Source organism: Croceibacterium selenioxidans (assembly GCF_018599195.1).
GTDB lineage: Bacteria > Pseudomonadota > Alphaproteobacteria > Sphingomonadales > Sphingomonadaceae > Croceibacterium_A > Croceibacterium_A selenioxidans.
The window spans coordinates 1,137,134-1,153,927 of record NZ_JAHFVK010000002.1 but is presented as its reverse complement, the minus strand read 5'-3'; the positions used below and the strand labels follow the sequence as shown (position 1 = coordinate 1,153,927).

At 64.5% G+C, this 16,794-nt stretch carries 13 protein-coding genes; 3 read left to right on the top strand and 10 right to left on the bottom strand.

Annotated elements, in window-relative coordinates:
- Nucleotides 1-11 precede the first annotated feature (11 nt).
- On the bottom strand, nucleotides 12-1,586 hold the full coding sequence (gene guaA / locus KK137_RS14370; RefSeq protein WP_214537222.1) for a glutamine-hydrolyzing GMP synthase: 1,575 nt from the start codon (nucleotides 1,584-1,586) through the stop codon (nucleotides 12-14).
- A 225-nt stretch (nucleotides 1,587-1,811) separates the two neighbouring features.
- Here guaA and KK137_RS14365 point away from each other — a divergent pair, with 225 nt between their 5' ends.
- On the top strand, nucleotides 1,812-2,123 hold the full coding sequence (locus KK137_RS14365) for a UrcA family protein (RefSeq protein WP_214537221.1): 312 nt from the start codon (nucleotides 1,812-1,814) through the stop codon (nucleotides 2,121-2,123).
- Nucleotides 2,124-2,326: 203 nt separating this feature from the next.
- Here the strand turns inward: KK137_RS14365 and KK137_RS14360 are convergent, their stop codons facing one another.
- Complete coding sequence (locus KK137_RS14360; protein WP_214537220.1) at nucleotides 2,327-3,748, bottom strand: M20/M25/M40 family metallo-hydrolase; 1,422 nt, start codon at nucleotides 3,746-3,748, stop codon at nucleotides 2,327-2,329.
- Nucleotides 3,749-3,853: 105 nt separating this feature from the next.
- On the opposite strand from KK137_RS14360, the gene gyrB reads away from it, so the two are divergent.
- Nucleotides 3,854-6,355, top strand: coding sequence for a DNA topoisomerase (ATP-hydrolyzing) subunit B (gene gyrB / locus KK137_RS14355; protein WP_214537219.1), 2,502 nt, complete (start codon nucleotides 3,854-3,856; stop codon nucleotides 6,353-6,355).
- Between the two features lie 32 nt (nucleotides 6,356-6,387).
- Here the strand turns inward: gyrB and KK137_RS14350 are convergent, their stop codons facing one another.
- From KK137_RS14350 to KK137_RS14330, 5 genes are all read right to left on the bottom strand, one after another.
- Nucleotides 6,388-6,687: a hypothetical protein gene (locus KK137_RS14350; RefSeq protein WP_214537218.1), complete on the bottom strand. Its 300-nt coding sequence runs from the start codon at nucleotides 6,685-6,687 to the stop codon at nucleotides 6,388-6,390.
- A gap of 14 nt (nucleotides 6,688-6,701) precedes the next feature.
- Nucleotides 6,702-8,303 carry a carboxyl transferase domain-containing protein gene (locus tag KK137_RS14345; RefSeq protein ID WP_214537217.1) on the bottom strand — a complete coding sequence of 534 codons (1,602 nt, stop codon included), beginning with the start codon at nucleotides 8,301-8,303 and terminating at the stop codon, nucleotides 6,702-6,704.
- A complete protein-coding gene (locus KK137_RS14340) occupies nucleotides 8,300-9,340 on the bottom strand; it encodes an alpha/beta hydrolase (RefSeq protein WP_250893864.1) in 1,041 nt (346 codons plus the stop codon). The genes KK137_RS14345 and KK137_RS14340 overlap by 4 nt, the downstream gene beginning before the upstream one ends.
- Before the next feature lie 15 nt (nucleotides 9,341-9,355).
- Entirely contained in the window at nucleotides 9,356-10,348 is a 993-nt protein-coding gene (locus tag KK137_RS14335; RefSeq protein WP_214537215.1) for an alpha/beta hydrolase, read from the bottom strand.
- Between the two features lie 90 nt (nucleotides 10,349-10,438).
- Nucleotides 10,439-11,599 (bottom strand): isovaleryl-CoA dehydrogenase, encoded by a 1,161-nt coding sequence (locus KK137_RS14330; RefSeq protein WP_214537214.1) that lies wholly within the window; start codon nucleotides 11,597-11,599, stop codon nucleotides 10,439-10,441.
- A gap of 143 nt (nucleotides 11,600-11,742) precedes the next feature.
- Here KK137_RS14330 and KK137_RS14325 point away from each other — a divergent pair, with 143 nt between their 5' ends.
- Nucleotides 11,743-13,245 (top strand): PAS domain-containing protein, encoded by a 1,503-nt coding sequence (locus KK137_RS14325; protein WP_338028089.1) that lies wholly within the window; start codon nucleotides 11,743-11,745, stop codon nucleotides 13,243-13,245.
- Nucleotides 13,246-13,267: 22 nt separating this feature from the next.
- On the opposite strand, the gene KK137_RS14320 is transcribed toward KK137_RS14325, so the two are convergent.
- The 3 genes from KK137_RS14320 to lgt are packed head-to-tail and all read right to left on the bottom strand — an operon-like array spanning nucleotide 13,268 to nucleotide 16,471.
- The gene (locus KK137_RS14320; protein ID WP_250893863.1) at nucleotides 13,268-14,557 is read right to left on the bottom strand and encodes an MFS transporter; all 1,290 of its coding nucleotides are present in this window, start codon (nucleotides 14,555-14,557) and stop codon (nucleotides 13,268-13,270) included.
- Nucleotides 14,541-15,593, bottom strand: a complete 1,053-nt coding sequence (locus KK137_RS14315) for a class I SAM-dependent methyltransferase (protein WP_214537213.1) — start codon at nucleotides 15,591-15,593, stop codon at nucleotides 14,541-14,543. The genes KK137_RS14320 and KK137_RS14315 overlap by 17 nt, the downstream gene beginning before the upstream one ends.
- Nucleotides 15,590-16,471, bottom strand: coding sequence for a prolipoprotein diacylglyceryl transferase (gene lgt, locus KK137_RS14310; protein WP_214537212.1), 882 nt, complete (start codon nucleotides 16,469-16,471; stop codon nucleotides 15,590-15,592). The genes KK137_RS14315 and lgt overlap by 4 nt, the downstream gene beginning before the upstream one ends.
- Nucleotides 16,472-16,794 lie beyond the last annotated feature (323 nt).

Sequence of the window (16,794 nt, the reverse complement as noted above, 5' to 3'; positions counted from 1 at the left end):
GAGACAAGACCTCACTCCCACTCGATCGTACCGGGTGGCTTCGAGGTGTAGTCATAGACCACGCGGTTGATGCCCTTGACCTCGTTGACGATGCGCGTCGCCACGCGGCTCAGGAACTGGCCGTCGTAAGGATAGACGTCAGCGGTCATACCGTCAGTGCTGGTTACGGCGCGCAACGCACAGACGCTGTCGTAAGTGCGGTAGTCACCCATAACGCCCACGGTCTTGACCGGTAGCAGCACGGCGAAAGCCTGCCAGATCGCGTCGTAGAGCCCGGCGGCGCGGATCTCTTCGAGATAGATGGCGTCAGCCTTGCGCAGGATGTCGCAGCGTTCCTTGGTCACTTCGCCAGGGATGCGGATGGCCAGACCCGGGCCCGGGAACGGATGGCGGCCGACGAAAGCCTCGGGCAGGCCCAGCTCGCGGCCGAGCGCGCGGACTTCGTCCTTGAACAGTTCGCGCAGCGGCTCGACCAGCTTCATGTTCATCCGCTCTGGCAAGCCGCCGACGTTGTGGTGGCTCTTGATGGTGACCGAAGGACCGCCCGTGAAGCTGACGCTCTCGATCACGTCGGGATAGAGCGTGCCCTGGGCAAGGAAGTCCGCCCCGCCAATCTTGCGCGCCTCTTCCTCGAACACGTCGATAAAGGTCTTGCCGATGAACTTGCGCTTGGCCTCGGGGTCGGTGACCCCGGCAAGGCCGCCGAGGAACATCTCCTCCACGTCCACGTGGACCAGAGGAATGTTGTAAGTGTTGCGGAACAGGCTGACGACCTGGTCGGCCTCTCCCATGCGCATCAGCCCGTGGTCGACGAACACACAGGTCAGTTGATCGCCGATCGCTTCGTGAATCAGCACTGCGGCCACGGCGCTGTCGACGCCACCGGACAGGCCACAGATAACCTTGCCGTCGCCAACCTGGGCGCGGATTTCCTCGATCTTGGTCTTGCGGAATTCGGCCATTGTCCAATCGCCCGCGCAACCGCAGACGTGGCGCACGAAGTTCGCGATCAGCTTGCCCCCGTCGGGCGTATGCACGACCTCGGGATGGAACTGGGTACCGTAGTACTGACGCGCCTCGTCCGCGATTACCGCGAAGGGCGCGCCGTCGCTGGTGGCGACGATGCGGAAACCTTCGGCAAAGCGCGTGACCTTGTCGCCGTGGCTCATCCACACCTGGTGCCGTTCGCCGACCTTCCACAGCCCGTCGAACAGGGCGCAGTCCTCGGTCACGGTCAGGAACGCGCGGCCGAACTCGCCACCTTCGCCCGTCTCGTGCCCCGGCCGGACTTCGCCACCGAGCTGATGCGTCATGACCTGCTGGCCATAGCAGATGCCGAGGATCGGCAACCCGCTCTGGAACAGCGACATCGGCGCGCGCGGGCTGCCTTCCTCCGGTACGCCCGCGGGCGAGCCCGACAGGATGATCCCCTTCGGCTTGAGCCGCGCGAAGGCCTCTTCGGCCATCGTGAAGGGAGCGATTTCCGAATAGACCCCCGCTTCGCGCACGCGGCGGGCGATCAATTGCGTTACCTGGCTGCCGAAATCGACGATCAGGATGGAATCGGGAAGGTGCTGGGCGTCCATGGCGGGCAGTTAGGTTCCTGCGCCCTCCATGTCTAGCGGGGGCGATCGGGCCAACCGCACTTCGCCCCGCCCTCGTTACGGTAATGTGAAAAAGCATGTTGCAAATTGCGCAACACCCTTTGCCTTCTTCGCATTTGCACATTTTCATGCTGCGCCGCACAAAGGACGGGCAAGTGAAGACGGGGGCAAGCCGAGGAGGCAGCACCCAAATCGAAGGAAACAGCCATGCGTAAGTCGATCGTTACCGTACTCGCCGCCCTGGCGACCTCCGCCGCCCTCGCCACTCCGGCCCTGGCCGAAGAGACCGAGGTTGTGGTGTCCTACTCCGACCTCGATCTCACGGACGCCGCGGGCGCCGCCAAGCTCGAACAGCGCGTGGACGCGGCTGCGGAGCAAGTCTGCTCCAAGCCGGATCTTCGCAACATCAAGGGCATGGTGGCCTTCGAAGCCTGCAAGACCGAAGCCAAGACCAATGCCCTGGAGCAGGTTTCGGTGCTCGAACCCTACCAGAGCATGGCCCTCGCCAGCGTCTTTTGAACTTAACTGAACGGGCGAGCCGCGAACCCGTACTCCGCGGCTCGCCCAACGGAGCTACCGATGATCACTTTCTTCAAGCGCGTATTCAATGCCTACGTCTCTGGCGCCGGCACTTATCCTCTCCCGATGGTCTGGACCTTCTGACACCAGGCTTTGGATGCGTGTGGAACGGCCGCCTTCGGGCGGCCGTTTTCGTTTGAGGCTCAGCCCGCATAAGCTTTCACCAGATCGTAGAGATAGTCGCGACCCGTGAAGAGCGACTTCACCTCGATCCGTTCGTTAAGGCCATGCGCGCCGTTGCCGTCGGGATCGCCCCACATTCCGGCCACACCGTAGACCGGGATGCCCACCGCGGCGAGATAGAGTCCGTCCGTCGCACCAGTGGACATCGAGGGGATGACCGGAACCCCCGGCCAATAGCGCTGCGCCAGCCGCTCCATCGGGCCGATGATCGCGGGATCGAGTGCGGGTGACGCGGCTAGCGGCTTGTCGGTCCGCGCGGGGCGGATCGAGATCGCCTCATCGCCGATCACCTGTGTCAGGTCCTGCTGGACCTCGGCCGGCGTATTCCCCGGAAAGATCCGACAGTTGACGTTGGCCTCGACCCGCTGCGGCAAGGCGTTCCGAGCGTGACCGCCATCCACCATCGTGGCGACGCAAGTCGTCCGCAGCAGCGAGTGCAACTGCTTGTCCTGGTTGACGATCGCCTCGGCCTCGCGATCGCCAGGATTGGCCGCGAGCCGTTCGGCTGCCTCGCCGATCTCCCCAGGACGCAGGTAACGGCCCTTGGCGAACATCGCCCGGGTGGTGTCGTTGAACTGCATTGGGAATTCGTGGGCGCCAATCTTCTCGAGCGCGGCCGACATCCGATAGATCGCGTTGTCCGGCACCGGCATCGAACTGTGCCCGCCGGGGTTGGTCACGCTCAGAATGAAATCCTGATAGATCTTCTCTCCCACCTGGATTCCCTGGATCGCAATCTTCCCCTGGCCGTCGGTCTTGCCGCCCCCGCCTTCGTTGAGCGCGAATTGCGCATCGATCAGCTCGCGCCGGTTCTTGGCGAGCCAGTCTGCGCCGTTGAACGCAGTGTCGGTCTCCTCGCCGCAGGTGAGCGCGATCTTGACCGTGCGCTTGGGCTTGTAGCCCTCCTCGGCAAAGCGAATGAGCATGTCCGCCCAGATCGCCGACATCGCCTTGTCGTCGACCGCACCCCGGGCGTAGAAATAGCCACCCTCCTCGATGAGCGTGAACGGATCGCGGACCCAGTCGGCCCGATTGGCTTCGACCACGTCGATATGGCCAAGCAGAAGGATCGGCTTGGCGCCGGACGAGGTTCCCGGGAACACCGCCACAAGCCCGCCTTCCTTGGGATGGTCGGGCGCGCTGAACACGGTCACATTCGCATCAGGCAGCCCGGCGGCCTTCAACCGCGCAGCAAGCTGCTGCGAGGCCAGCGTGCAGTCCCCCGCCGAGAGCGTGGTATTGGTCTCGATCAGCTCCTTGTAGAGATCGCGGAAGCGCTGTTGATCGGGCCGTAGCGGTCCCATTGTCCCGGTTGGGACCTGCGCTACGGCAGACGAAGCCAGCATCGCGCCCAGAGCCACTGCAGCAACCCGTTTCCTCATAGTCCATGCCCTCGAAATTGATGGCTGAATGGACCACGTTTCGATTGTGGATGGAAGGGCCGCCAGCGGGTTCCGTAATCGTACTTCGATGCCTATATGATGGGCATGACTGAACCAGCCGAGAACCTCCCCAACGCCAACGCCTATGGTGCCGATTCGATCAAGGTCCTGAAAGGCCTCGATGCGGTACGCAAGCGCCCGGGCATGTACATCGGCGATACCGACGACGGTTCGGGCCTGCACCACATGGTGTTCGAAGTCAGCGACAACGCTATCGACGAGGCGCTGGCCGGACATTGCGACTTGGTGCTGATCGAACTCAACCCCGACGGTTCGGTCTCGGTCGAGGACAACGGCCGCGGCATTCCGACCGGCATCCATGCCGAAGAAGGCGTCTCGGCGGCCGAGGTCATCATGACCCAGCTCCACGCCGGCGGTAAGTTCGAGAACACCAGCGAAGATAACGCCTACAAGGTTTCGGGTGGCCTCCACGGCGTGGGTGTCTCGGTGGTCAACGCGCTGAGCGAATGGCTGGAGCTGACAATCTGGCGCGACGGCGAAGAGCACTGGATGCGCTTCCGCCACGGCGACGCCGAAGCCCCGCTCAAGGTCACCGGTCCGGCACCGGCGGGCAAGAAGGGCACCCGCGTCACCTTCATGGCCTCGACCGACACGTTCAAGAACGTGACCGAGTTCGACTTCGAGAAGCTCGAGCACCGCTATCGCGAGCTCGCCTTCCTCAACTCCGGGGTGCGCATCCTGCTGCGCGACAAGCGGCATGACGAACCCTTGGAGCACGACTTGTTCTACGAAGGCGGCATCGCGGCGTTCGTGAAGTTCCTCGACCGCAACAAGCAGCCGCTGATCCCAGAGCCGATCTCCGTTTCGGCGGAAAAGGACGGCATCGGCATCGACGTCGCGCTGGAATGGAACGACTCGTACTACGAGAACGTCCTTTGCTTCACCAACAACATCCCGCAGCGCGACGGCGGCACTCACCTCGCCGCGTTCCGGGCCGCGCTCACCCGCACGCTCAACGGTTATTCCGAACGCACCGGGCTGCTCAAGAAAGAGAAGGTGGCGCTGACCGGAGAGGATATGCGCGAAGGGCTGACCGCCATCGTCTCGGTCAAGCTGCCCGATCCCAAGTTCTCCAGCCAGACCAAGGACAAGCTGGTTTCCAGCGAAGTCCGTCAGCCGCTCGAAAGCCTGATGGGCGAGAAGATGAGCGAATGGCTGGAGGAAAATCCGGCCGACGCCCGCTCCATCGTCCAGAAGATCGTCGATGCCGCCGCCGCGCGCGAAGCCGCGCGCAAGGCGCGCGAACTGACCCGGCGCAAGGGCGCGCTCGACATCGCCAGCCTGCCAGGCAAGCTCTCCGACTGCCGCGAGCGCGATCCCTCGCTGTGCGAACTGTTTCTGGTCGAGGGTGACAGCGCGGGCGGTTCGGCCAAAAGCGGCCGCGACAGCCAGTACCAGGCGATCCTTCCCCTGCGCGGCAAGATCCTCAACGTCGAGCGCGCACGGTTCGACCGCATTATCAGCTCCAAGGAAGTCGGCACGCTGATCCAGGCGATGGGCACTGGCATCCGCGACGAGTTCAACCTGGACAAACTGCGCTACCACAAGATCGTCATCATGACCGACGCCGACGTCGACGGCGCGCATATCCGCACGCTGCTGCTGACGTTCTTCCATCGGCAGATGCCGGAGATCATCAAGGCCGGTCACTTGTTCATCGCGCAGCCGCCGCTGTTCAAGGTCAGCAAGAACCGCAGCGAGGTCTACCTGAAGGACCAGGCCGCGCTGGATCGCTACCTGGTCGAAGCCGGGCTGCAGGGCCGGGTGCTCGAGACCTCAGGCGGTGCCCGGGGCGGAGCCGACCTCGCCGCTCTGGTCGAGCATGCCCTGAGGATGAAGAGCCTGATGGCCTTCGTTCCGCGTAAGTACGATGCCACCGTGGTCGAGGCCATGGCCCTGGCGGGCGCGCTCGATCCGGACATGTCCAACGACCAGCGGAGCCAGGCTCTGGCCCGCGCCGCGACGCAACTCAAGATGGGCGATCCCGAAGCTACCTGGGCGGCCGAGTTGCGCGAGGACGGCACGATCCGTTTCGACCGAGTATGGCGCGGGGTGACCGACGCACACCTGATCGAACACGGCTTCGTCGGCAGCGCTGAAGCGCGCAAGTTGCACAAGCTGACGCAGGAAATGGCCGAAGCCTATGCCGCACCCGGCCGCCTGTCGAAGGCGGGCGCCGAGGCGGAGCCAGACGTCGAAGTGGCAATCGATGAAGGTGAAGAGGCGGCGACCGCGCCGGTCGTTATCGACGGCACGATCACACGGCCAAGCCAATTGCTCGAGGCCGTGCTAGTCACCGGCCGCAAGGGCCTGTCGATCTCGCGCTACAAGGGTCTCGGCGAAATGAACGCCGAACAGCTTTGGGAAACCACGCTCGACCCCGACAACCGCATCCTACTGCAGGTGAAGGTCGAAGATGCCGACGTGACCGACGAGATCTTCACCCGCCTGATGGGCGATGTCGTCGAACCACGCCGCGATTTCATCCAGCAGAACGCGCTGAACGTGGCGAACCTGGACGTCTAGAGATCCTCCCCGGGACGGGGAGGGATCGAAGCTCACTCCCGAACTTCGAAGTGCAACACGCCGGGTTCCTTCTCCAGCAGGAACGCGTCATCGAAGTCGTAATACTTCGCAACGCTCACGTCCTCGCCAGCGAACCGTTTGATCGCGGCGAAGTCGTCCCAGAACGTCAGCATCTCGACGTGGGTCACGTCGCCCTCGACGCGGTTCAGGCACCAGGCGCCCCGGTTGCCTTGGGTCGAGCGGTAGTCGGGCAAAGCGACCTCCTGCATCAGCCGCAAGTACTCAGCGGCCAGCGAATTAGGCACGCGCCCGTGCCAGCGGCGAGCGATCATCGAGATCTCCCCAATTACATCCTGAACACGCCAAATCGGGGCGCCTCGGGTATCGGTGCCTCCAGGCAGGCGCCGAGCGCCAGGCCCAGCACGTCCCTGGTCTGCGCCGGATCGATTACCCCGTCGTCCCACAGGCGCGCCGTGGCGTAGTAGGGGTTGCCCTCGGTTTCGTACTTCTCGCGGATCGGAGCCTTGAACGCCTCGGCCTGTTCGGGTGTCCAGCTCTCGGCATCGCGGTGGACGGTAGCCAGCACGCTCGCCGCCTGCTCGCCGCCCATGACGCTGATGCGCGCGTTGGGCCAGGTGAACAGAAAACGCGGGGAGTAAGCTCGGCCGCACATGCCGTAGTTACCGGCACCGAAGCTCCCGCCGATGACCACCGTAATCTTAGGCACCTGCGCCGTGGCAACCGCCGTCACCAACTTGGCACCGTGCTTGGCGATGCCCTCCGCCTCGTAGCGGCCACCGACCATGAAGCCCGAGATATTCTGCAGGAAAAGCAACGGAATGCCTCGTTGGCAGGCCAGCTGGATGAAATGAGCGCCCTTGAGCGCGCTTTCGGAGAACAGCACCCCGTTGTTGGCGAGGATCGCTACGGGCATCCCCCAAATATGCGCAAAGCCGCAGACCAGTGTCGAGCCATAGAGCGCCTTGAACTCATGGAACTCGCTGCCATCGACGAGGCGGGCGATAACTTCGTGCACGTCGTAAGGCGCGCGGACGTCGTCGGGAACGATAGAATAGAGCTCCTCGGCGTCGAACCTCGGCGCGCGGGGCTCCCGCAAATCGAGCCCGGCGCCTTTGCTGGGCCCGAGGTGCGAGACGATGTCGCGCAGGATGGTAAGGGCATGCTCGTCGTTCTCGGCAAGGTGATCGACCACGCCCGACTTTTTCGCGTGAAGCTCGCCTCCGCCCAGGTCCTCCGCGCTGATCTCTTCCCCTGTCGCCGCCTTCACCAGCGGCGGACCGGCGAGGAAGATCGTGCCCTGGTTGCGTACGATCACGCTCTCGTCACTCATCGCAGGGACGTAGGCACCGCCGGCCGTGCAGCTACCCATGACGCAGGCAATCTGCGGGATGCCCAGCGAGGACATCTGCGCCTGGTTATAGAATATTCGCCCGAAATGGTCGCGGTCGGGGAAGACTTCCGCCTGGTGCGGAAGGTTCGCCCCTCCGCTGTCGACGAGGTAGAGGCAAGGCAGCCGGTTCGCTTCCGCGATCTCTTGCGCCCGCAGGTGCTTCTTGACCGTCAGCGGATAGTACGTGCCGCCCTTCACCGTGGCGTCATTGGCGACGATCATGCACTGGCGGCCCGAGACCCGGCCGATCCCGGCGATCATTCCGGCGCCGGGGACTTCGTCGCCGTAAAGCCCGTTCGCGACGAGCTGACCGATTTCGAGGAACGGCGAGCCCGGGTCCAGCAACCGCTCGACCCGCTCCCTTGGCAGCAGCTTGCCCCGCGCGCTGTGCCGCTCACGGCTGGCCTCCGGGCCCCCGAGAGCAGCTTGGGCCACGCGGTCCCTCAGCGCCTCGGCCAAGGCGCGGTTATGCTTCGCCCGCGCACGGGCGTCGGCCCCCTCCAGATCGATCGAGCTGGAGAGGACCGGTGCGCTCATTGCTTGTCGAGGTGCTTGGCGAAGAACGGCAGCACGACGTCGGCGAAACGCTGGCCGATCTTGCTGACGTGATCACCCTCGTAGACTGCCCAATCGTGAGCGATGCCGAACTTCTCGAGTTCCTGGTGGATCGCGGTGTCGTCGGTGATCAGGCCGTCCTTGTCGCCCACGTCCGCGCCGATCGCGTCGAAGCTCTTCAGCGCATCGACGTGCGCGGCGACCATCGCCAGCGGCGAGTTGTTGGCCCACTTGGCGATCACCAGCGGATCGACCGCGCCGTCCTTGAGCGGGAAGTCGACAAAGTACGGCGGGTTCTGGGGGTTCGGTGCCCAGGCGACCGCGGAAGCGAGGCCGGCCCGCATGCCGAAGCCCGAACCGTCGACCTTGTCATAAGGCACCGCTGCCATGGCCGTTGCGGACTCGACCGTTTCGGTGCGCGGACTCACGCAGCAGGCGCTCTGCGCCCAGATGCTGTCGAACACTTCGGGATAAGTCATGCCCACGACCCAGGTGCCGTATCCGCCCATTGAGTGGCCTGCAAGGCCGCGTCCGCCACGCGTGGCGATCGTGCGATAGTGGCTGTCGATGTACTGGACGAGGTCCTTCGCGATGAACTCGCGGAAATCACCGGTTGTGACCGAGTTCGAATACATGCTGCCACCCATCTTAGTCAGCGTGTCGGGCACGACCACGATGAACTCGGTTCCGGCCGCAGCCGACTTGGCGACGGCTTCGGGCACTTTCATGAAGTCGTAGAAGTTGCGCCCGTCGATGGCGAAGCCGTGCAGGTAGTAGACCACCGGATAGCGCTTGTTCGGATTGGTCTTGTAGCTCGGCGGCAGCACGACCATGACCTCGCGATCGACGGCATTGCCTTCGAGGTTGCCTTCGAGCGACGCACCATGGACCTTCGGATTTTCAACCGTGATGCCGGCCGGAACGACAGCCGGGGCCGGGGCCTTGATGTTCTGCGCCGCGGCCGGAGTGACGGTCAGCGCGAGCAGCGCGGCGGCAGTAGCGGTAAGTGACTTCAACATCCCCATATCCCTCAATTACTTGTCCAGGTGCTGGCCGAAGAACGGCAGCAGGTCCGACCTTATCCGGGCGTTCACGCGATTGCCGTGGTCGCCTTCGAACACCTGCCATTCGTGCTTCACGCCGAAACGGTCGAATTCCTCGTGCATCCAGGTGTCGTCCCGCAGGAGGAAGTCCTTGTCGCCGACCTCGAGCCTGATCGCCTCCAGCGCGTTCATCGCCGGCAGGTACTGCGGCAACAAGACCAGCGGCGAGTTGGCGTGGAGCCGCGCGAGCAGCAACGGATCGACCACGCCATCCTTGACCCCCGTCGAGAGGTAGAACGGCGGATTCTTGGGGTCCGGCGCCCAGGCTGATAAGGTCGCAGGGGTGGCGAGGGCGAAACCCTGTGCCGTAGCCAGTTGCTCGGGAGTGAGGGCCGAGACCGCCTGAACCTGCTCTGCCGTCATGTTCGACGGCGAGAGGCAGCACGGCGCCATCGCATAGATGCTCGAAAACACGCCCGGATACTTCATGGCGATCTTGAGCGTGCCGTATCCACCCATTGAGTGCCCCGAAAGCCCGCGGCTGTCGGCGTCGGCGATCGTGCGGTAGTGCCCGTCCACATAGCCGACGAGGTCCTGCGCCACATAGCGCTCGAAGTCGCCGGTGGTGACCGACGCGCCGAACATCGCGCCTTTGAACTTGGTGTACACGTCGGGCATCACCACGATCATCTCGTTGCCCGCCGCGGCAGCGGCATCGACCGCCTCCTGGAACTTGGCAAGGCCGTCATAGGCATCGGCCCCGACCGAGTAGCCATGCAGGAAGTAGACCACCGGATAGCGCTTGTTCGCGCTGCTGTCGTAGCTCGGTGGCAGGAACACATAGACGTCGCGGTCGGGCGAATTGCCCTCGAGGTTACCCTCGAGCGAGGCGCCGTGAACCTTGATCTTGTCGGTCCGCGCCTCGGCCGGAACCGCGGCCAGGGCTGCCAGCGCCACGGCGCTCGCCACTATCGTCTTGAACATCGACCCTCCCAAGTCTTCCGTTGAGCGCCCGGTCTCGTTCGTTAGCGAACCGATGTCGAGCGGAATAACGTCGCAATTGTTCGCAGGACCTCAGACCCCGATCAGCTCCCTGCCGATCAGCATCCGCCTGATCTCGTTGGTCCCCGCCCCGATATCGAGCAGCTTGGCGTCGCGCAGATAGCGTTCGACCGGCCAGTCAGTCGTGTACCCAGCGCCGCCGAGGGCCTGGATCGCTTCGCCAGCCACCCGGAAGGCGTTCTCGCTTGCCAGCAGGATTGCCCCCGCCGCGTCGTGGCGGGTGGTCTGCCCTCGGTCGCAGGCACGCGCCACGGCATAAGTGTAGGCCCGCGCCGATTGCAGCGCGACATACATGTCGGCGACCTTGGCCTGGATCAGCTGGAACGAGCCGATCGGCTTGCCGAACTGCTCGCGCTCGCGAACGTAGGGAATGACCGTGTCGAGGCAGGCCTGCATGATCCCGAGCTGGACCCCGGCGAGCACGGCACGCTCGTAGTCGAGCCCGCTCATGAGTACCTTCACCCCTTGCCCGACCTCGCCGAGCACGTTGCTCTCCGGCACTTCGCACCCCTCGAACACCAGTTCGGAGGTGGGCGAGCCGCGCATTCCCATCTTGCCGATCTTCTGGGCCGCCTTGAATCCTGGCATATCCTTCTCGACCAGGAAGGCGGTAATACCCTTCGAGCCCGCTGCGGCGTCGGTCTTGGCGTAGACCACCAGCACCTCGGCCTCGTGCCCGTTGGTGATCCAGAACTTGGTGCCGTTGAGCACGAAGCCGCCCTGGACCGCGTCGGCTTTGAGCTTCATCGAAACGACGTCCGAGCCTGCCGCCGGCTCGCTCATGGCCAGCGCGCCGACATGCTCGCCGTTGATAAGGCCGGGCAGGTGCTTCGCCTTCTGCGCCGCAGTGCCCCAGCGCGCGATCTGGTTGATGCAAAGGTTCGAATGGGCGCCGTAGCTGAGGCCGACCGAAGCGCTTGCCCGGCTAACTTCCTCGATCGCGATGACATGCTCGAGATAGCCCAGCCCAAGCCCGCCATCGGGCTCCGGCACAGTGATTCCATGCAGGCCCAGTTCACCCATCGCTGGCCACAGCTCGCGCGGGAACATGTCCTCGCGATCCACCTTTTCCGCGATTGGCGCGATTTGCTCGTCGGCGAAGCGGGCCACCGAATCGCGAATCATCTCCGCGTCTTCGCCCAGCCCGAAATCGAATTTGGGAGTCGCTTGCATCGAGAACCCCTTTCGAACCCGCCATAGCAAGCCGGAAGAGCCCCGAAAACGGGTTCAAACCGCACCGAGCCAGGGTTTTTCCCGAGGAGTCCTGACCTTTCTAAGGGTTGGGTATTCGTTTAACCTCGTTCGTGGAGGGTTTAGTGAACGCGACGTCCATCCAACTGCGGGCTGCCGAAAAGCAGCCCCCGCAAATTGACCCCGAAGAGGAAGAGCGTCTCCGCATACTCCGGGCATACGGGCTCGATTCACTGCAGGACGATCCGGAGCTTTCGGCCATTGCCACCTTCGCCGCGAAGCTGTGCGAGGCGCCGGTAGCGCTCGTCAGCCTGGTGGAGGAAGAGCGGCAGCGCTTCCTCGCTCGCGAAGGCCTCGACCAGCGCGATACGCCGCGCGACGTCTCCTTCTGCACCCATGCCATGATGCATGGCGGATTGATGCAGGTACGCGATCCCAGGTCGGACCCGCGCTTCGCGCGGAACCCTTATGTGATCGGCGAGCCTTTCGTGCGCTTCTACGCCGGACAGCCGTTGCTGTCCGAAGAAGGCATTGCGCTCGGGGCGCTGTGCATCATCGACACGCATGAGCGTCCCGATGGGCTGACCGAGATGCAGCGTGACGGGCTCTCGATCCTGGCCCAGGCCGTCATGCGGCGGCTGCGTTCGCGCCGGCACAGCATCGCCGCGCGGCGCGAGCATGCCGAACGCGAGACTTACCTCCGCACCCTGGCGGACTCCATCCCGGCGATCGCCTGGTCCGCCGATCCGGCAGGCAACTTCGACTACTTCAACCAGCGGATGGTGGAGTTCACCGGAGAACCCGAAGACACGAACGGCGGTTCGTTCCATCCCGAGGATTGGAAGAGGGCCAGTGCGGCCTGGCGCCATTCGCTGGCGACTGGCGAAACCTACGAGATCGAGCATCGGCTGCGCCGGCATGACGGTGAATACCGCTGGATGATCTCGCGCGCCGTGCCGGTGCGCGATGCCGACGGCAAGATCGTGCGTTGGTTCGGCACCGCGGTCGACATCCACGACCTCTATGCCGCGTCCGAATCCCGTGACCTGCTCGCCAAGGAACTGTCGCACCGGATCAAGAACATCTTCGCGGTGGTTTCGGGCCTGATCTCGCTCTCGGTTCGTAACCGGCCCGATGTGAAGGGCTTCGGAGATGAACTGATCGGCACGATCCGGGCGCTGGGTCGCGCGCACGACTACGTCCGGCCCGCGCAGGGCAAGCGCAGCGGCACGTTGAACGGCATGCTCAAGGATCTGTTCGGGCCCTATCGCAAGGAATCCTGTCCCAGGATCTCCATCCACGGTGACGACCTGGCGATCGCTCCGCGCAGCGCCACGCCGTTGGCGCTGGTGTTCCACGAACTGGCGACCAACTCAGCCAAGTACGGAGCGCTCTCGTCCGAAGAGGGCACGGTCGAACTGACCGTGACCGATCAGGGCGAAACCATGTTGCTGCGTTGGGTGGAGCGAGGCGGCCCTCCGCCCAAGGCGAAAGTGAAGGAAGGCTTTGGCTCGCGCCTGGTGGAAATGAGTGTCACCGGGCAATTGGACGGCTGGTGGGAACGCCGCTTCGAACCCGCCGGCCTCGTCTGCGACCTCACCGTCTCGCGGGCAGCGATCTCGCGCTAAGTCCCCCGGGCAAGAGGAGGTGCTAGGATACGCGCGAAGGCGCCGTTTCGCGCATCAGCACGAATACCGGCAGCACGGCAATCGCCACGGCGGCGATCATGATCCCGGGAACGGCAGGCGAGCCGGTGCTTTCCACCAGATGCTGCGCCACGAACGGCGTCAGGCCACCGAAGATCACGGTCGCTGTAGTGTAGCCAACGCCAAGACCGCTCGCGCGGCTCGTCTCGCTGAACTGCTCGCCGGTCGCGATGGCTCCGACCGCACTCGCCCCGCCCGCGACAAGAGCGAGGGTGACGGCTCCCAGCAAAGCGTGACCGGTCGATGCCCCGGCCATGAGCGAGAACATCGTGATCGGCAGCGCCGCACCCAGGATCGCCAGCCCGATCAACACCGGCTTGCGGCCTACGCGGTCCGCCAGCAGGCCGACGAAGGGCGTAACAGCTATGACCGCGACCGCCGCGACGGTCGACAACCACAAGGAGTCCGCTTCGCTCACGGTGCCCACCGAAGTCAGGAACGCTGGCACGTATGTGATGCCAACGTAATAGGTGATCGAGCCGAAGGCCGAGATCGCGAACGCCCGCAGCAGCCCGCGCCATTGGTGCGACAAGGCATGTGCCAACGGGTTGGGAGCAAGCTCGCTGGCGGCCTTCAGGCGCACGAAATCGGGCGACTCCTCCATCATCGAGCGAGCAAACCACACCGCGCCCGCGAGGACCGCGCCCACCAGGAACGGAATTCGCCAACCCCATGATTGTAGCTGGGCTTCGGACAGCAGGCTGACTGTAAGGGCTGCTACCGCCACCGCCAGCAAGGCGCCAACCTCGCTGGCTGCTGCCGCAAGCGAGGCGATCAGCCCCCGCCGTTCTGGTCGCGAGCCTTCGAGCAGGTAGGCGATGACGCCGGTATACTCCCCGCCGACCGAGAACCCCATCACGCAGCGCATCGCCAGCATCAGCACCGCCGCGGCCGAGCCGACTTGGGCGTGCGTCGGCAAGAGTGCGGTCGCCAGCATGGCCAGCGACATGATCGCCATCGACAGCAGCAGCATGGGGCGGCGGCCTTTGCTGTCGCCGATATGCCCGAACACGACCGCGCCGACCGGCCGCATGACATAGGCGACCGCGAACCCGCCGAGCGTCGCCAGCAACGACGCCTCACCCCCGCCGAAGAACACGCGCGAAAGGACCGTGGCAAAATAGAGATAGAGCGTGAAGTCGTACCACTCGACCACGGTCGACAGCGCAGCCACCAGGATCGAACGGTTCGAAACGCGATGGCCGCCCTGCATGGACCTAGAATCCCGCCCCATCAGGCCAATCGGGTCCGGCAAGACCCATGACCTTGAACAGCTTGCCCATTTGCTCGTCGCCCGTCAGGCGATCCCTGGCCCGCATTACGGTTTCATGATGCCTAGGCGAGCCGCCGGCGAGCGTCTCCGCGCGCCGGTCGATCCCCATGGCCCGCAGCCAGGCGCCCTGCTCGACCGTCCCGAGCCATCGGGCACCACGAGACCCGGCTACTTCTGCCAAGACGGCGAAATCGACATGGGCGGTCAGATCGGCTTCGCCGGGCAAGGCAAACGGATCGACTTTCCGATGCTTCGCCAGCGCCTGCAAGGTCGAGCCCGTGCGCGGCTCCACGTAACCGTAATCGATGAACAGCGCCGCCCCGCCTTGCCGGGCGAGCCTTTCGGCGGCCTCGGCCATCACCGCGGCCGCACCGGGGCAGGTCTCGACCACCGTGCCTTCTTCGGCTTCTCGCCGAGCCTCCGGCAAGGCGGAATCCATCGGCAGGGGCCCCGCGACCCGCACGAAATGACCCTCGCCGTCGACCGCGACCATGACTTCTCGCCAGCCCTCGGCCGTGCGAACGAGCTGCCGCACGGGCAGGGCGTCGAGGAATTCGTTCGCCGCCAACAGAAGCGGGCGATCGGCTGGGACGGTCGAGAGATCCTGGTGGAACTGCGCTTGCGGCACCGCCTGCTGCTGCTGTTGTCTCAACTCCGGCGAGCCTTCGACGAGATGTACCTCGGGCTCGAGGCCGAAGCGCTTCATCGCCCGTAACGCGTCAGCGGCCAGGGTACCTCGACCCGGGCCAAGTTCGACATAGCAGACCCCAGCCGGACATGCGGCCCGTTCCCAGGTGTCGGCCAGCCAGAGTCCGATCATCTCGCCGAACATCTGGCTTATCTCGGGCGCGGTGATGAAATCGCCTTCGGTGCCGAACGGGTCGCGGCTGGCGTAATAGCGGGCGTTCGATTCACCCATGAACTGTGCGACGCTGATCGGCCCGGTGGCCGCGATCAGCCGCCGGAAGCGCTCGGCCAGCGAGGCCGGCTCGGTCATGCCGCGGCCGGCTTGATTCCGCTGCCGAGCGCAGGCCGCTTGAGCGACCAGGCCATCAGGGCAAGACCCGCCAGGATCAGCGGAATGCTGAGCCACTGCCCGCGGCTGAGGCCGGTGTCGGTCACCATCCAGACCAGCTGCTCGTCAGGCTCGCGGAAGAACTCGACCACGAAACGCGCGCTGGCGATGAGGACGGTAAACGTGCCCACCAGCAAGCCCGGCCGATATCGGGCACGAGTCCGCCAGAACAGCGGGAGCATGATGGCGATGATCAACAGCCCCTCGAGCACCGCTTCGTAAAGCTGGCTCGGGTGGCGCGGCAAGCCGAGCCGGTCGCTCGGGAAGATCATCGCCCAGGACACGTCCGTCGGCCGGCCCCAGAGCTCCCCGTTGATGAAGTTGGCGATACGCCCGAAGAACATGCCGAAGCCGACGTTCACGGAGATATAGTCGCAAGTCCGGATAAAGCTGAGCTTCCCGCGCCACGACACCCATGCGATCGCCAGAGTGGTGCCGATGACCCCGCCATGGAAACTCATGCCGCCGTCCCACAGGCGCAGCAGGTCCCAGCTCACCCTCTCCGATGACGTGAAGCCGGTGAACAGGTCCGGCTTGTAGAAGGCGGCGTAGCCCAGCCGCCCGCCGATGATGACGCCAAGCGTGCAGTAGAAGAACAAGTCGTCGACGTGCCGCTGCGCCATTGGGCTGCCGGGCGCCTTGGTCATCTTGGACAAGTGCCACCAGGCGGCCAGGATACCGGCTAGATAGGCCAGCGAATAGAACCGCAAGGTGAAGAAGCCGAGGTCGATCCCCCGGGTCAGTCCGAGGTCTTCGAAGTGGATCGCTTCCTGGGTGGCGACAGCCAGCAAATCGAACATGGTGCGTTGGGCTCCCTCTCGCTTGCGGGGCTTTGGCACGGAACGCGCCGGCAAGCAAAGGCTCTGCTGAGACATTGCAACGCAAGGCTTTGCCTATATGTGCTGTCCAGGGTCAGGCCCCATATCCCGCGCCTTCGAGGTTTGAAGAAAAATGGCTCAGTGCAAGGAAGGAAGACGCAGGACTATGTCGATGTTGCAAGGCTTCTTGACGCGGCAAGGGGTCATTTTGATCAAATCCCGAAGGCACGGCAGAATGCCTTCCTTGAACGAAAACGGCCTTGGAAAGGCATCCAGCCTTCCCGGCGGCCCTTTCCTTCCGATAT

What these genes read in the sequence shown, in the direction of transcription:
- guaA (WP_214537222.1), bottom strand. Translation starts at nt 1,586, where the DNA reads ATGGACGCCCAGCACCTTCCCGATTCCATCCTGATCGTCGATTTCGGC.
- KK137_RS14365 (WP_214537221.1), top strand. Translation starts at nt 1,812, where the DNA reads ATGCGTAAGTCGATCGTTACCGTACTCGCCGCCCTGGCGACCTCCGCC.
- KK137_RS14360 (WP_214537220.1), bottom strand. Translation starts at nt 3,748, where the DNA reads ATGAGGAAACGGGTTGCTGCAGTGGCTCTGGGCGCGATGCTGGCTTCG.
- gyrB (WP_214537219.1), top strand. Translation starts at nt 3,854, where the DNA reads ATGACTGAACCAGCCGAGAACCTCCCCAACGCCAACGCCTATGGTGCC.
- KK137_RS14350 (WP_214537218.1), bottom strand. Translation starts at nt 6,687, where the DNA reads ATGATCGCTCGCCGCTGGCACGGGCGCGTGCCTAATTCGCTGGCCGCT.
- KK137_RS14345 (WP_214537217.1), bottom strand. Translation starts at nt 8,303, where the DNA reads ATGAGCGCACCGGTCCTCTCCAGCTCGATCGATCTGGAGGGGGCCGAC.
- KK137_RS14340 (WP_250893864.1), bottom strand. Translation starts at nt 9,340, where the DNA reads ATGTTGAAGTCACTTACCGCTACTGCCGCCGCGCTGCTCGCGCTGACC.
- KK137_RS14335 (WP_214537215.1), bottom strand. Translation starts at nt 10,348, where the DNA reads ATGTTCAAGACGATAGTGGCGAGCGCCGTGGCGCTGGCAGCCCTGGCC.
- KK137_RS14330 (WP_214537214.1), bottom strand. Translation starts at nt 11,599, where the DNA reads ATGCAAGCGACTCCCAAATTCGATTTCGGGCTGGGCGAAGACGCGGAG.
- KK137_RS14320 (WP_250893863.1), bottom strand. Translation starts at nt 14,557, where the DNA reads ATGGGGCGGGATTCTAGGTCCATGCAGGGCGGCCATCGCGTTTCGAAC.
- KK137_RS14315 (WP_214537213.1), bottom strand. Translation starts at nt 15,593, where the DNA reads ATGACCGAGCCGGCCTCGCTGGCCGAGCGCTTCCGGCGGCTGATCGCG.
- lgt (WP_214537212.1), bottom strand. Translation starts at nt 16,471, where the DNA reads ATGTTCGATTTGCTGGCTGTCGCCACCCAGGAAGCGATCCACTTCGAA.